The following is a 12,822-nucleotide window of genomic DNA, read 5'->3' as shown; positions in this document are numbered from 1 at the left end:
TGCGGCGGGGGGTGCCCCGGTCCCGCCCTTTCTCCGTTTCTTGCGGGGGGGGCCGGCCCCCCCCGCAAGAAACGGAGAAAGGGCGGGACCGGGGCACCCCCCGCCGCAGGCGCCCGCCGGGAGGCAAGTCTCCCGCCCCCGTAAGCCAGGTAGCCTTTCCCCGTGCCCGTACTGTCTGAAGTCATCGCCGCCCTCGACGCCCTCTGGCCCCCGGAGCGGGCCGAGCAGTGGGACGCCGTCGGTACGGTCTGCGGCGACCCCGACGCCCACGTCGGCCGGGTCTTCTTCGCCGTGGACCCCGTCCAGGAGGTCGTCGACGAGGCCGTGAAGCTCGGCGCCGACCTGGTCGTCACCCACCACCCCCTCTACCTGCGCGGGACGACCACGGTCTCGGCCGGCACCTTCAAGGGCCGCGCCGTGCACACCCTGATCAAGAACGACATCGCGCTGCACGTCGCCCACACCAACGCCGACCGCGCCGACCCGGGTGTCTCCGACGCCCTCGCCGGCGCGCTCGACCTGCGGATCATCGGCCCCCTGGTGCCGGACCCCACCGACCCCACCGGCCGCCGCGGCCTCGGCCGCATCTGCGAGCCCGTCACGCCGCTGACCCTCGCCGAGTTCGGCGAGCGCTGCGCGGCCCGGCTGCCCGCCACCGCGCAGGGGATCCGCGTCGCCGGCGACCCGGGGCGGGTGCTGCGGACCGTCGCCGTCTGCGGCGGCTCCGGCGACTCCCTCTTCGACGAGGTCCGGGCCGCGGGCGTCGACGCGTACGTCACCGCCGACCTGCGCCACCACCCCGTCTCCGAGGCGCGGCAGCACAGCCCGCTCGCCCTGGTCGACGCCGCGCACTGGGCCACCGAGTGGCCCTGGTGCGAGCAGGCCGCCGCCCAGCTCGACGAGATCTCCGACCGGCACGGCTGGGGCCTGCGCACCCACGTCTCGCGCCTGGTCACCGACCCCTGGACCGCCCACGCGGCGTCTTCCGCCCCCACCGATCACTCCGATCACCAGTAAGAGGAGCCCCCAACTGAACGCCGCGCCCGCCGACCAGATCCGCCTCCTGGATCTCCAGGCCCTCGACACCCGCCTCGGTCAGCTCGCCCACAAGCGCCGGTCCCTGCCCGAGCACGCCGAGATCCAGGCCCTCGAAGGGGACCTCGCCCAGCACCGCGACCTCCTCGTCGCCGCGCAGACCGAGGAGAGCGACACCGCCCGCGAGCAGTCCAAGGCCGAGCAGGACGTCGACCAGGTCCGCAAGCGCGCCGCCCGCGACCAGCAGCGGCTCGACTCCGGCGCCGGGATGACCCCGAAGGACCTGGAGAACCTCCAGCACGAGGTCGCCTCCCTCGCCAAGCGCCAGGGCGACCTGGAGGACGTCGTCCTGGAGATCATGGAGCGCCGCGAGGCCGCCCAGGAGCGCGTCACCGAGCTGACCGCCCGCGTCGAGGCCGTCCAGGCCAAGGTCGACGCGGCCGTCGCGCGCCGCGACGAGGTCCTGGCCGAGATCGACGCCGAGGCCGCCAAGGTGACGAAGGAGCGCGGCCTCGTCGCCGACTCCGTCCCCGCCGACCTGCTGAAGCTCTACGACAAGCTGCGCGAGAAGGCGGGCGGCGTCGGCGCGGCCCGCCTCTACCAGCGCCGCTGCGAGGGCTGCCGCCTGGAGCTCAACATCACCGAGGTCAACGAGGTGCGCGCCGCCGCCGCGGACGCGGTCGTCCGCTGCGAGAACTGCGGCCGCATCCTGGTCCGTACCTCCGAGTCGGGGCTGTAGGCGGACGGCGCATGTCCCACCGCTTCGTCGTCGAGGCCGACGGCGGCTCCCGGGGCAACCCGGGTCCCGCCGGGTACGGCGCGGTCGTGCTCGACGCGGCGACCGGTGAGGTCGTCGCCGAGGCCGCCGAGTTCATCGGCACCGCCACCAACAACGTGGCCGAGTACAAGGGCCTGATCGCCGGTCTGGAGGCCGCGCGGGCGCTCGACCCGGACGCGGAGATCACCGTGCGGATGGACTCCAAGCTCGTCGTGGAGCAGATGTCCGGCCGCTGGAAGATCAAGCACCCGGACATGCGGCCGCTGGCCGCCCGGGCCCGGCTGGTCTTCCCGCCCGACCGGGTCGGCTACGAGTGGATCCCGCGCGAGCGCAACAAGCACGCCGACCGGCTCGCCAACGAGGCGATGGACGCGGGGAAGCGGGGGCTGCCGTGGGAGCCTTCGGGGCGCCCGCGGCCCGGTGTCAGCGCCTCGGACGCCGCGGCGCCGGTGGAGCCGGCGCCGGTCGGTCCGGCCCCTGTGGAACCGCTCGGGGAGCCGAAGGCGGCCCCCCTCGGCTGGGCCGCGCCCGCCGACCTCGGGGCGCCGACGACGTTCGTCCTGCTCCGGCACGGCGAGACCGCGCTCACCCCGCAGAAGCGATTCTCCGGCAGCGGCGGCTCGGACCCCGAGCTGTCGCCCGCCGGCCGCCGCCAGGCCGAGGCCGTCGCCGCCGCGCTGGCCGCGCGCGGCACGATCCAGGCCGTCGTCAGCTCGCCGCTGCGCCGCTGCCGCGAGACGGCGGGCGCGGTGGCGGCCCGCCTCGGACTCGACGTCCGCGTCGAAGAGGGCCTGCGCGAGGCCGACTTCGGGGCCTGGGAGGGGCTGACCTTCGCCGAGGTCCAGGAACGCCACCCGGCCGACCTCGACGCCTGGCTCGCCTCCACCAAGGCCGCCCCCACCGGCGACGGCGAGAGCTTCGCGGCCGTCGCCCGCCGCGTCGCCCTCGCCCGCGACCGGCTCCTCGCCCGTTACGCGGGACGGACGGTGCTGCTGGTGTCACACGTGACGCCGATCAAGTCCCTGGTCAGGCTGGCGCTCGGGGCCCCTCCGGAGTCCCTGTTCAAGATGGAGCTGTCGGCGGCGTCGCTGTCGGCGGTGGCGTACTACGCGGACGGGAACACGTCGCTGCGCCTGCTGAACGACACGTCGCACTTGCGCTGAGGCGGGGGCGGCCCGTCTCGTTCAGGGATCTCAGGAATCTCAGGGATCGCCGCCTCCCATGACCCCGGTCCCCACGACGGTCCGCCCCAACAGCCCACCCCCGCGGCGCCGTTGGAGCTCCCGCTTCCGTTCCCGCTCCTCGATCTCGCGCGGCCCCTCGCCGGTGGCTGCCGTGCGGGGGCACTCGGGGCAGCACCACAGGTCCGGCGCGCCGGGCAGGGGCGGCTCCATGTCCACCGCGCAGTGCGGGCACTCCACCGTCACCCCCTCCACGTACCCACAGGACCCGCACACCCACACCGGCCCCTCCCTGTCCTGCCGCCGCCACGCCGTCCCCCGGCACCGGGCGCAGCCCGTGGTGACGATCCCCGCCCGGTCCATGATCGGCGGCTCGGGCGTGGCGTCCGCGTACGCGATGAGCCGCGCCCTCACCTCGTCGTCCGTCGTGTTGGCCATCCTGAGCAGGTGTGCGACGCGCGAGCGTGCCTCGTCAGCGAATTCGTTCATGGCGTGGGCAGGCTATCGCCGTTCGCACCCGATGATCACCGTTGGCACGGCGGCGAGTTGACGCTCGGGGGCGCGCGGCGAGCCGGCGCGCGCATATAGGACGCGTACTGTCCTCCACCCCGCCTACGCTCGCCGGACACCGTAGGAAGAGTGGAAGACGAGGCGGCGATGGCGGAGTTCGTTCTGGTTCCGGGGTTCTGGCTGGGCGCGTGGGCCTGGGAGGACGTGGCGCGCGGCCTGCGGGCGGCTGGGCACGGCGTCCACCCGGTCACGCTGACCGGACTGGCCGAGCGGGCGGCCGAGGCCACGCCGGAGGTGGACGTGCGCACGCACGCCGACGACATCGTCCGCGTCATCGAGGACGGCGGCCTCCGGGACGTGGTGCTGGTCGGGCACAGCGGCGCGTGCGTACCGGTCGCGGGCGCGGCGGACCGCGTCGCGGAGCGGATCGCCCGGATCGTGTACGTGGACACGGCCCCGCTGCCGGGAGACATGGCGGTGATCGACTTCAACGACCCGCGGACGCAGGGGGAGTGGCGCGAGCAGGTAGCGAAGGGGGACGGCTTCCGCCTCCCGCCCCCGCCGTTCGACCCGGCCCCGCCCTTCGACTCGCTTCCGCCGTTCGACTCGTCTCCGCCGTTCGACCCGGCGACGGCCCCGGACGACCTCGCCGGCCTCACGCCCGAACACCTCGCCCGCCTCCGCGCCCTGTCCACCCCCCAGCCCTTCGCGACCGTGACCCAGCCCCTGCCCCGCCCGACACTCCCCGCCGACCTCCCCACCACAGTCATCACCTGCACCTTCACCCCCGACCAGGCCCGCACTCTGGCCGCCACCGGCAACCCGGTCTTCGCCCCGCTGGCCCACATGGACCTCCGCCCCCTGCCGACCGGCCACTGGCCGATGCTCTCGCGTCCCTCGGACCTGGCGGCGCTGCTGGACGAGATCGCGGGCGGCTGAGGGGGCGTGGCGGCGGCGGAGGTCCGCCCGGCCCGCGCGCGGGCGACGCACGCACGCCACGGGCGCGGGTCCGCCGGCCGCCCACCAGGGGAGACGGGAGCAGGGGAGACGGGAGCAGGCGAGGCGGCACCGGGGGGAGTGGCACCGTCAGCGATACGGCGAGGAAACGCGCGTCACCTCCCCGCGAGCCTGAATCCGGCCGAGCCGCCTACGGGCTACCGGGCTCGCCCCACCGGGCAGGGCAGCTCAGGCTCGGCGCGGCTCGGGGAGCACGTCGCCAGCGCCACCGACAGGAACAAGCTCCCTCGCAGGTAGAACCCGAGTGAGACATCCCCGCCGAGGGCCAGACGCTCAGCGGCGGAGGTGGTGAGAACGGCAAGCCGGGTCGTGTCCTGGTCGTGCTGCGACGCGAAGCGTGGCGCGTGCTCGGCGAGCTGCTGCCGCAGCCAGTCCGCGGCCTCCTTGGGTTCGTCCCAGGTGCCCCGGACGAGCCGGGCCGGCTTCAGCAGCCACAAGGCCGTCTCGATCGGCGGAACGTCGGTGGTCTTCCACTCCGCGACGGCTTCGCGGTACCGCTGCTGTACCTCGTCGGGACTGGTGGCCGTCGGCGCCGACAACGGCGGTGGACGGCGGATGCTCTCCTTGTCGAACGCCGTCTTCTCGCCGGTCCAGAGATACCCGTGAACGTGCAACTGGCCTTCCCGTCCAGAGCAGATGAAGACGGCCCCCACCCTCCCCAGAGAGTGAAGGCCGCCGGTCGACGAGTGGCCGTGAAGGCCGTCGGTCAGGCCATGAGGTCGAAGCGCGCCGGGTCGATACCCGCCGCGTCCAGCTCCGCGGTCGTGAACCTCAGCGGCTCCGCACCGGGCCGCTTGCTGTCGCCCATGGCCCAGGCGTCGTCACCGATCCGAGCGAGCGTCACGCACGCTTCGCCGTCGGGGTGGGTGTTGCCTCCGCACGCCTTGAAGAACCGGACGCCGCTGATGGTGAGGTTGTACAGGTCGGGCATGATGAACCTTCCTGATAGACGGGGGCGGACACCTCGTCAGCAACCGGCGCGAAGCTCCATCGGTACCGCTTCGCCGATTCCGCGTAGATCAGGGCCTCGATCAGCTTCTTGACCGTCTCCATCGGCACCGTCCCCAGATACACGGACGGCTCCCCGGAGAGCGAGGCCCGCCCCGCCAACTGCGGCCACGAGCGCCTGTCGCCGACCCTGACGTCCATCATCGCCAGCACTTGGGCCAGCATGAACGCCGTCTCGTCGGCTTTCTTCTTGCCCGCCATGAAGGCTGCGGCTTGCTGCGCTGCTGCGTCGATGTCCGAGGTCATGCGGCGAAGTTAGGGACCGGCGAGTCCTACCAGCGAGGAACTTGCGGTTTCTTGCGCACGAGTTACCCGAGGGCTTCGAGGGCGGCCGTGATCAGGGCTCGGGCACGTGGGCCGTAGACGGCCATGGCGGAGAGTTGGCGGAAGGCTTTGGCGTATTCGGCGATCTCGCGGGGCTGCACCACATTGACCTTGGCTGTCAGGTTCTCGACGGCGACTCGTCGGTCGTCGAACAGGTAGAACGCTTCCAGCGGCCACACTTTGCGCTGCCTTGCGAAGGGGATCACCCCCAGTGAGACTGACGCCAGCGGCATCAAGGACAGCAGGTGCCGAAGCTGCCCGGCCATCGTCCCGGCGTCGCCGATCCGGCTCCGGAGCACCCACTCCTCGATCAGCACCGCGAACCGATGCCCGCCCTCGTAGAGGAGGCGGCTCCGGGCCAATCGGGCCGGTACGGCTTCGGCGACGTCGTCCGGCGTCTCGTGGAAGTCGGTCATGGACCGCATGAGGGCCGTAGCGTACTCGGGGGTCTGGAAGAACCCCGGGATGACGTTGGAGACGTAGATCCGGAACAGCGAGGTCTTCTCGTAACCGCCGATCAGCCGCTCTTGAGCCTGCCGGAGCCCGGTGCGGTGGCGTCGGCGCCATTCGACGTACATGGAGTCGGCCGCCCGGGCCGTGGCGACCAGGTCGGCCGCTTGGTCCGCCACTCCGCAGGCAGCGCACCACGCGCGGATGTCCGCGTCGGTGGGCGCTGCCTTGCCGCTCTGGATACGGCTCGTCTTGGCCGCGTGCCAGCCGCACCGCCGGGACAGTTCCTGGCCGGTGATGCCGGCGTCCTTACGGATCTCCACCAGCCGTTCGGCGAGGGCTTGGCGGGCAGCTTGAGCGCTGGAAGAAGGCGAGGTGGACATGGCCGGCGGTTCTGTGACGGTGTGTGGGTCAGACCTTGTACTCCTCGTGCGGAATGGCCCGTTCCCACACCGCGTCGAATGCTGAGGAGCACAGTTGGGCCACGGCCGGGTCCTCGGTTACTTCGAACTGGGGATCAGCCCAGCCGCCATCACCCGCAAAGAGATTGAACCGAACGAGGCGACCGTCGAACAGCCAGAAGTCGGCGGCCGGAACCGCGATACCCAGAGCTCTTCGACGGGGCAGCCAACGGACCTGCTCACCTACGGCGACGTTGACGGCGGTGGTGGCGTGCTCATACTTGATGTACTCGCTCACCGGCTCGGAGACGATGCGTGCGCGCCGCATGACCACGCCCCTGCCGGTGGCCTCACGGACCATCGACACCCAGCGGGACCAGCCTTCGGAGTCCGGGTCAAGGTCCACCTGACCGGTGCGCTTCCACTGCTCGAACTCCGCTGCTTCGCCCGCGACGCTGTAGCTGTCACGCATCTCCAGATGGACAGCGGTCCTCCGCGCGCTCCGGAGCAGCGTCGGAAAGTCCGGCACGTTCTGCGGCATCGCACGCCTTCCTCAAGATCGGCACCATCCGTAGAGGCAGGGAGATCACCGACTCGTGCGCCGGTACCCCCACCACGTGTCCGGGGACCCACTCGATGCTCCCGATCTCGTCTGTGAGGCCCTCGTCAGCGGTCACGCCTTGGATGATGATCTTTTTCTGCTCGTGGTGCACCCAGACCGTAGCGGACCCTTCCTCCTTCGTATCAGGGTCCATCCCCATGAAATCAAGTGGCATGGCGATCTCCTGTGTCCACCGGCTTCCGCTCGATTGGATGACCATCAGGCTTCGGCGCTGCCCCGGTCAAGAGGGCGTGAAGTAGGGGCGCACGGTCTGAGTCGCGCCCCTTTTTCAGCTCTCCGTAGAGACACCGCGTCATCGTTTTGTGGATGTATCTCGTAGTACCCGCAGGGCTGTTCCAAGGGAGTCTGTGGTCAGTGGTGGCGGTCCCAGTAGGCGGTGAACGGCACGGCAGCGGCCATGGCCCGGTCGCGGTAGCCCCGGTACTCCGGGAGCAGGTCCGCGGGCAGCGGCTCGGCGCCGATGAACACACCGGTCTCGGTGTAGTGCATGCGGTACACGTCCCGGTCGTCGAAGAGCCAGAAGTCGTGGTCGGGAAGGTCGGTGACGGTCTGTTCCGACAGGTCGACGATGCCGATCACTTCCCCGGCCTTGATGTTGCCGGGGTACGCGGACAGCTCGTAGCGCAGGTAGTCGGTCAGTGGTGACCGGAGCACGTGGACGCGGGACACGTGCTTGCCCTTGTCGGTCATCGACCGGACCCACGGGTTGTCCGCCCAGTCCGGCCCCATGTCCTCACCCGCGAGGAACCGCGCGATCTCCTCGCGCTCCTCCTCGACGTCGTACTCGTCCAGCGTCTCCAGCCGGAACGCCGTCCGCTCGAAGGTCTCGAAGAGACGGCCGAACTCCTCACCGGTGAGCACGGAAGTACTCCTCCAGCACGGCGGCCGGCACGACGACGGCCGTCTCCCCCTCGGGCAGGTCGAGCTGCGCCAGCCGCGCCGGGTCGGTCTCGACGTATCCCTGGACGACGTAGCTGTCACCGGCCTCCGTGCCCCACAACGTCGGGCACGTTCCATTCTTGCAGTCAGGGTCTCCGGACAGTTTCCGCAGTGGTGTGGCCATGACTCCCTCTCGGTGCCGGCAGCGTCGTGTCGATGCTTCCGACCGCGTCGGACCGAGGTCAAGGGGACGGGCTTTCCGGAACAGGAAAGGCCGCGCGTCCCTTCAGGTACTCCTCGAAGGGCACCGACTCCGCCAGCGCGATCCGCTGGTACTCCCTGAACGGCTCCGGGTCGCCCTCGTGCAGCTCCCGGCCGAGCTGGGTGCCGTCGGGGGCGTAGTGCATCAGGACCACTTCCGAGCGGTCGAACATCCAGAAGTCCTGGACTCCGGCCAGCCGGTTCTCCCTGTCGGTCACATCCATGATGCGGATGTGCTCACCGGCCCACACGTGGGGCTCGTAGTACGTGAACTCGTACTGGAGGTACTCCGAGAGCGGACGCGTCACGATGTGCACGCGGCCCTTCGCCTTGCCCTCGCGACGCACCCGCTTCAGGTCGTCGGTGTACTCGTTCGAGTAGGCGTGAGGGTCGATGCGTTCACCGGCGAGGAACCGCCGGATCTCTTCCTCCTCCTGCCGCACTCGGTAGACCGGCAAGGTCTCCAACCGCCAGGCCTCGCTTCGGAAGTCGCGGAACTTGGCGCTCCACTCGTCGCCGTCCAGGAGCATGGACGAGCCCTTCGTCTCGGGAAACGGGCAGGCTTCGGATATATCCGCGCGAGCGGTCCGGTAATCGTGCAGCCGGACAGTGCGCAAGCCCCGCCGGCCCGGGGATTCCGGGGCCGGCGGGGCTCGTGATGGCTGAGGGGCGGACGAGTCGGCTCATACGCCGGGTTCTGTCGCCCAGGGTCCTTGCGGGCCCTGGCGAGGCGGCCATCCATCTAGGCCTGCCGTTGCCGGCAGGCTCGTGCGGTCTACCCGCGGACTCGGGCGGGCAGCCCTCGATCGTCCGCGCAGGGCCGCCGGTGAAGGCGGCCCCTCTTGACCTTGCTCCGGGTGGGGTTTACCTAGCCGCCTGGGTCACCCCAGGCGCTGGTGGTCTCTTACACCACCGTTTCACCCTTACCGGGAATCCGAAGATCCCCGGCGGTCTGTTTTCTGTGGCACTGTCCCGCGGGTCACCCCGGGTGGGCGTTACCCACCACCCTGCCGTGTGGAGCCCGGACGTTCCTCGGGGGATCCGAAGATCCCACGCGGCCGCCCGGCCGGCTCGTCCGCCGTGTCGACCATGGTACCGGGCGGTCGGGGGAGGAGGGGACGCCGGGGCGTCACGCGGGGGCGAACCAGACCTTGTCGCGGCCCGGGTTCGCCTCGATCAGGCGGACACGGGTCCGGTGGCCGAGGCGGAGGGGCGGGCCGTCCGGGTCGCCTTCGACGTGGCCTACCACCGCCGGCTCGTAGAGGTGGACGGTGCCGGCTGTCGGGCGGGTCTCGATCACGTCGACCACGTACGCGTCGAAGACCTCGCCGATCCGGTCGCGGAGCAGCGCCGCCTCCACCAGGTCGACGCACTCCCGCTCCGCCTCGGCAGCCCGGCGGGCGCCGGCGGCCATCTCGGCGGGGAGGGCGTCGAGGGCGGTGCGCACCCACTCGGGGACGGGGGTGCCGGACACCGCGGAGAGGCAGCATTCGAGGGTGTAGCGGTCGACCAGGCGGCGGAGTGGGGCCGTGCAGTGGGCGTAGGGGGCGGCCACCGCGGCGTGGGCGGGGTGCGCGGGCGGTGGTCGCTCGGCGGGGCGCTCGCGGTCGAAGGCCGCGTAGCCGGCGCCGCGCAGCAGGGCCGTGCACTCCTGGAGGAACGCGGCGTGCTGCGGGTGCGCCGGGTCCAGGGCCCGCAGGACGACGGCGTACGGCATGTCGTCCGGCCAGTTCACGCCCAGTGCGCGGGCCGTCCGGCGCAGGGCGGCGACCGCGGACTCGGGGGCCGCCGGCAGGGTGCGGAGGACGCCGGTGCCAGCCGCCAGCATCAGGTCGGCGGCGGCCATGCCGGTCAGCAGGGAGAGCTGCGCGTTCCAGCCCTCCACGGGCGGCGGCGTCCGGTACTCCAGCACGTAGCGGCCGTCCTGCCGGACGATCTCCTGCTCGGGGACGTCCAGCGAGACGCCGCCACGCTCCCGTTCCCGCTCCTGCCGGAGCAGGCCCGTCTCCCGGAGCAGCGCCAGCGGCTCGTCGGCCGTGCCCGTGTCCAGGGCCCGCTGGGCGCCCGCGTAGTCCAGCCGGGCGCGGCTGCGGACGAGGGCCCGGCGCAGGTCCGTACGGACCACGGCGCCGTCCGCGTCGAGGTCGAACTCCCACAGCAGCGCCGGCCGGTCGCGGTCCGGCAGCAGGCTCGCCGCGTCCTCGGAGAGGACGGCGGGGTGGAGGGGGACGCGGGTGTCCGGGTAGTAGACGGTCACCGCGCGCCGGTGGGTCTCCGCGTCCAGGGGGCCGCCGGGGGTGACGAAGGACGCGACGTCGGCGATGGCGTAGTGCAGGCGGTAGCCGCCCTTCGCGCGGCGGGCGAGGTGGAGGGCCTGGTCAAGGTCCATGGACCCGGGCGGATCGATCGTGAACAGGGGGAGCGCCGTCGCGTCGTACGGCGGGACGCGGGGACGCCGCCGCGCGGCACGGTCCGCCTCCGCCCGGACGTCCGCGGGGAAGCCGGCGGGGGCGTGCGTCCGCTCGCGCAGTTCGCGCAGGGCTCTCTGCAGCGGGGCGCGGTCCTCGTCCGTCACCCGCATCGTCCGGCGGGGCATGATCCGAGCGTATGGGCGGGGCGGGCGGGCGGCGCGGTGAGTGTGGCGTACGGCGTTAGGCTCGCCGGGAACCCCAGATCGCAGATACAAATCGCAGATACAAGGAGAACGCGCCGTGCTCGTGCTGTTGCCGCCGTCCGAGGGGAAGGCCACCGGCGGGACCGGGGCCCCGGTCGACACCGGCGGCCTCTCCCTCCCGGACCTCGCCGCCGCGCGGGACGCCGTGCTCGCCGAGCTCGTGGAGCTGTGCTCGGGCGACGAGGAGAAGGCGGCCGGCGTGCTGGGACTGAGCCCCGGACTGCGTGGCGAGATCGCCAAGAACGCCGGGCTGCGGACGGCCGGGACCCGGCCCGCGGGGGAGATCTATACCGGCGTCCTCTACGACGCGCTCGGCCTGGGCTCGCTGCCGGCCGTGGCCCGGCGCGCCGCCGAGCGGTCGCTGCTGGTCTTCTCCGGGCTGTGGGGCGCGGTCGGCGTCGGCGACGCCATCCCCTCCTACCGGTGCTCGATGGGCGTCAAGCTGCCGGGGCTCGGCGCGCTCGGTGCGTTCTGGCGCGGGCCGATGGCGGAGGCGCTGCCGGCCGCGGTGGGGGACGGGCTGGTGCTCGACCTGCGGTCGGCGGCCTACGCGGCGGCCTGGAAGCCGAAGGGGGAGGTCGCGGAGCGGACCGTCACGGTGCGGGTGCTGCAGTCGCGGGTCGTGGGCGGGGTGGAGAAGCGGTCCGTGGTCAGTCACTTCAACAAGGCGACCAAGGGGCGGATGGTTCGGGATCTCCTCGTTTCCGGCGCTGCTCCGGTCCGGCCCGCGGAGCTGGTCGGGGTCTTGCGGGATCTTGGGTACGTGGTCGAGGGGGGCGCGCCGGAGAAGGCGGGGCGGGCTTGGGCGCTTGATGTGGTGGTGACCGAGCTTTAGGTCGGGCTTTAGGTCGGGCTTAGGGGGGCGCCTGCGGCGGGCCGCGCCCCGGTCCCTCCCCCAGAGGGGGCACCCCCACTTCGCCGATTCCTGGGGGCTGCGCCCCCAGACCCCCGTGTCGTGGCTCCGCCGCTCGTCCTCAAACGCCGGACGGGCTGGTGAGCTCCAGTGCCTCCGCGATGCCGCACGCGGTCGTGTTCGACACCCGGCCGGTCCCGTTCGCCGTCCGCGCGCTCCTCCCGGGCGTCGACCTCGCCGACGTCGCCCGGCCCGGGCTCGGGACGGTGCTCTGGTTCAAGACGTCGGACGCCCGCGTGCTCCACGACCGGCTCGCCGCCGCCGGGATCAGGATCCTCGCCCCGCTCGCCGACGGCCCCTTCGGGCCGGTGTTCTCCTTCGAGGGGCCGGAGGGCTACGTCCTCACCGCGCACGACACCGAGCACGACACCGAGCACGGCGGCTGACGCGGCCCCCCGGCCGGGCGGTCACAGGAACTTCACGCTGTGGAAGTCGTCGAGGAAGGCCGTCTTCGAACCGCCCTTCGGCACGTCCGTGAAACCGCCTTCCCCGCAGACGGTGCTGAGGTACACCCGGGCCGTCCTGTTCGTGCTGTTGACGACCTTGTTGGCGCCGAACTCGAAGAAGAGGCAGACGTTGTTCGTCGGATCCACGAACGTGCGGGTGAAGCCCGTGGCGCGGCTCTGGTAGATGAACTCGCCCGAGGCCGCCGGCGCGGCGGTGGCCAGGCCGACGGTCGGGCCGGTGATCAGGGCCAGGGCCGCCGCGAGGACCCAAGACGGTCTCGTCGCCCGGCGCCGTGAGGATGTGGACACGGTGAACCCCCTTC

The 12,822-nt window shown here is 72.1% G+C and carries 18 protein-coding genes and 1 other RNA gene; 6 read left to right on the top strand and 13 right to left on the bottom strand.

Translation table 11 applies throughout. The features are described from left to right. Positions 1-162: 162 nt before the first annotated feature. Genes JNW98_RS06420 through JNW98_RS06410 form a run of 3 tightly spaced genes read left to right on the top strand, consistent with a single transcriptional unit; the run spans position 163 to position 2,976 of the window. Positions 163-1,017 carry a Nif3-like dinuclear metal center hexameric protein gene (locus JNW98_RS06420; protein WP_223767088.1) on the top strand — a complete coding sequence of 285 codons (855 nt, stop codon included), beginning with the start codon at positions 163-165 and terminating at the stop codon, positions 1,015-1,017. A gap of 13 nt (positions 1,018-1,030) precedes the next feature. Next, positions 1,031-1,774: a zinc ribbon domain-containing protein gene (locus tag JNW98_RS06415; protein ID WP_223767096.1), complete on the top strand. Its 744-nt coding sequence runs from the start codon at positions 1,031-1,033 to the stop codon at positions 1,772-1,774. 11 nt (positions 1,775-1,785) lie between these two features. Beyond that, on the top strand, positions 1,786-2,976 hold the full coding sequence (locus JNW98_RS06410; RefSeq protein WP_223767087.1) for a bifunctional RNase H/acid phosphatase: 1,191 nt from the start codon (positions 1,786-1,788) through the stop codon (positions 2,974-2,976). A gap of 39 nt (positions 2,977-3,015) precedes the next feature. On the opposite strand, the gene JNW98_RS06405 is transcribed toward JNW98_RS06410, so the two are convergent. Next, on the bottom strand, positions 3,016-3,483 hold the full coding sequence (locus JNW98_RS06405; RefSeq protein WP_223767086.1) for a hypothetical protein: 468 nt from the start codon (positions 3,481-3,483) through the stop codon (positions 3,016-3,018). A 150-nt stretch (positions 3,484-3,633) separates the two neighbouring features. On the opposite strand from JNW98_RS06405, the gene JNW98_RS06400 reads away from it, so the two are divergent. Next, complete coding sequence (locus tag JNW98_RS06400) at positions 3,634-4,443, top strand: alpha/beta fold hydrolase (protein WP_223767085.1); 810 nt, start codon at positions 3,634-3,636, stop codon at positions 4,441-4,443. A gap of 215 nt (positions 4,444-4,658) precedes the next feature. Here the strand turns inward: JNW98_RS06400 and JNW98_RS06395 are convergent, their stop codons facing one another. From JNW98_RS06395 to JNW98_RS06345, 11 genes are all read right to left on the bottom strand, one after another. Beyond that, the gene (locus JNW98_RS06395; protein ID WP_223767084.1) at positions 4,659-5,135 is read right to left on the bottom strand and encodes a hypothetical protein; all 477 of its coding nucleotides are present in this window, start codon (positions 5,133-5,135) and stop codon (positions 4,659-4,661) included. A gap of 92 nt (positions 5,136-5,227) precedes the next feature. Continuing rightward, positions 5,228-5,452, bottom strand: a complete 225-nt coding sequence (locus JNW98_RS06390) for a DUF397 domain-containing protein (protein ID WP_223767083.1) — start codon at positions 5,450-5,452, stop codon at positions 5,228-5,230. Continuing rightward, positions 5,362-5,775: a hypothetical protein gene (locus JNW98_RS06385; RefSeq protein ID WP_223767098.1), complete on the bottom strand. Its 414-nt coding sequence runs from the start codon at positions 5,773-5,775 to the stop codon at positions 5,362-5,364. Before JNW98_RS06385 ends, JNW98_RS06390 begins: the two co-directional genes overlap by 91 nt. Positions 5,776-5,837: 62 nt before the next feature. Further along, complete coding sequence (locus JNW98_RS06380; protein ID WP_223767082.1) at positions 5,838-6,686, bottom strand: helix-turn-helix domain-containing protein; 849 nt, start codon at positions 6,684-6,686, stop codon at positions 5,838-5,840. 28 nt (positions 6,687-6,714) lie between these two features. Further along, positions 6,715-7,245, bottom strand: coding sequence for a DUF6879 family protein (locus tag JNW98_RS06375; RefSeq protein WP_223767081.1), 531 nt, complete (start codon positions 7,243-7,245; stop codon positions 6,715-6,717). Beyond that, entirely contained in the window at positions 7,169-7,480 is a 312-nt protein-coding gene (locus JNW98_RS06370) for a hypothetical protein (RefSeq protein ID WP_223767080.1), read from the bottom strand. The genes JNW98_RS06375 and JNW98_RS06370 overlap by 77 nt, the downstream gene beginning before the upstream one ends. 197 nt (positions 7,481-7,677) lie before the next feature. Beyond that, complete coding sequence (locus tag JNW98_RS06365) at positions 7,678-8,187, bottom strand: DUF6879 family protein (RefSeq protein ID WP_223767079.1); 510 nt, start codon at positions 8,185-8,187, stop codon at positions 7,678-7,680. Then, positions 8,174-8,326 (bottom strand): hypothetical protein, encoded by a 153-nt coding sequence (locus JNW98_RS06360; protein WP_223767078.1) that lies wholly within the window; start codon positions 8,324-8,326, stop codon positions 8,174-8,176. Before JNW98_RS06360 ends, JNW98_RS06365 begins: the two co-directional genes overlap by 14 nt. Before the next feature lie 121 nt (positions 8,327-8,447). Further along, positions 8,448-8,996, bottom strand: coding sequence for a DUF6879 family protein (locus JNW98_RS06355; RefSeq protein WP_223767077.1), 549 nt, complete (start codon positions 8,994-8,996; stop codon positions 8,448-8,450). Positions 8,997-9,136: 140 nt separating this feature from the next. Further along, positions 9,137-9,540, bottom strand: an RNA gene (rnpB, locus tag JNW98_RS06350) — RNase P RNA component class A. Between the two features lie 55 nt (positions 9,541-9,595). Next, positions 9,596-11,062, bottom strand: coding sequence for an RNB domain-containing ribonuclease (locus tag JNW98_RS06345; protein WP_223767076.1), 1,467 nt, complete (start codon positions 11,060-11,062; stop codon positions 9,596-9,598). Positions 11,063-11,177: 115 nt separating this feature from the next. On the opposite strand from JNW98_RS06345, the gene yaaA reads away from it, so the two are divergent. Continuing rightward, positions 11,178-11,975, top strand: a complete 798-nt coding sequence (gene yaaA / locus JNW98_RS06340; protein WP_223767075.1) for a peroxide stress protein YaaA — start codon at positions 11,178-11,180, stop codon at positions 11,973-11,975. Between the two features lie 158 nt (positions 11,976-12,133). Next, on the top strand, positions 12,134-12,439 hold the full coding sequence (locus tag JNW98_RS06335; protein WP_372459176.1) for a VOC family protein: 306 nt from the start codon (positions 12,134-12,136) through the stop codon (positions 12,437-12,439). 21 nt (positions 12,440-12,460) lie between these two features. Here JNW98_RS06335 and JNW98_RS06330 read toward each other — a convergent pair whose 3' ends face one another. Continuing rightward, on the bottom strand, positions 12,461-12,808 hold the full coding sequence (locus tag JNW98_RS06330) for a hypothetical protein (protein WP_223767074.1): 348 nt from the start codon (positions 12,806-12,808) through the stop codon (positions 12,461-12,463). Between the last annotated feature and the right edge of the window lie 14 nt (positions 12,809-12,822).

The organism is Streptomyces huiliensis, from assembly GCF_020037025.1.
In the GTDB taxonomy this organism is placed as follows: domain Bacteria; phylum Actinomycetota; class Actinomycetes; order Streptomycetales; family Streptomycetaceae; genus Streptomyces; species Streptomyces huiliensis.
The sequence above is the reverse complement of the archived record's forward strand: the minus strand, read 5'-3'. Positions and strand labels throughout refer to the sequence as shown.

What these genes read in the sequence shown, in the direction of transcription:
- JNW98_RS06410 (WP_223767087.1), top strand. Translation starts at nt 1,786, where the DNA reads ATGTCCCACCGCTTCGTCGTCGAGGCCGACGGCGGCTCCCGGGGCAAC.
- JNW98_RS06405 (WP_223767086.1), bottom strand. Translation starts at nt 3,483, where the DNA reads ATGAACGAATTCGCTGACGAGGCACGCTCGCGCGTCGCACACCTGCTC.
- JNW98_RS06390 (WP_223767083.1), bottom strand. Translation starts at nt 5,452, where the DNA reads ATGCCCGACCTGTACAACCTCACCATCAGCGGCGTCCGGTTCTTCAAG.
- JNW98_RS06385 (WP_223767098.1), bottom strand. Translation starts at nt 5,775, where the DNA reads ATGACCTCGGACATCGACGCAGCAGCGCAGCAAGCCGCAGCCTTCATG.
- JNW98_RS06380 (WP_223767082.1), bottom strand. Translation starts at nt 6,686, where the DNA reads ATGTCCACCTCGCCTTCTTCCAGCGCTCAAGCTGCCCGCCAAGCCCTC.
- JNW98_RS06375 (WP_223767081.1), bottom strand. Translation starts at nt 7,245, where the DNA reads ATGCCGCAGAACGTGCCGGACTTTCCGACGCTGCTCCGGAGCGCGCGG.
- JNW98_RS06370 (WP_223767080.1), bottom strand. Translation starts at nt 7,480, where the DNA reads ATGCCACTTGATTTCATGGGGATGGACCCTGATACGAAGGAGGAAGGG.
- JNW98_RS06355 (WP_223767077.1), bottom strand. Translation starts at nt 8,996, where the DNA reads ATGCTCCTGGACGGCGACGAGTGGAGCGCCAAGTTCCGCGACTTCCGA.
- JNW98_RS06345 (WP_223767076.1), bottom strand. Translation starts at nt 11,062, where the DNA reads ATGCCCCGCCGGACGATGCGGGTGACGGACGAGGACCGCGCCCCGCTG.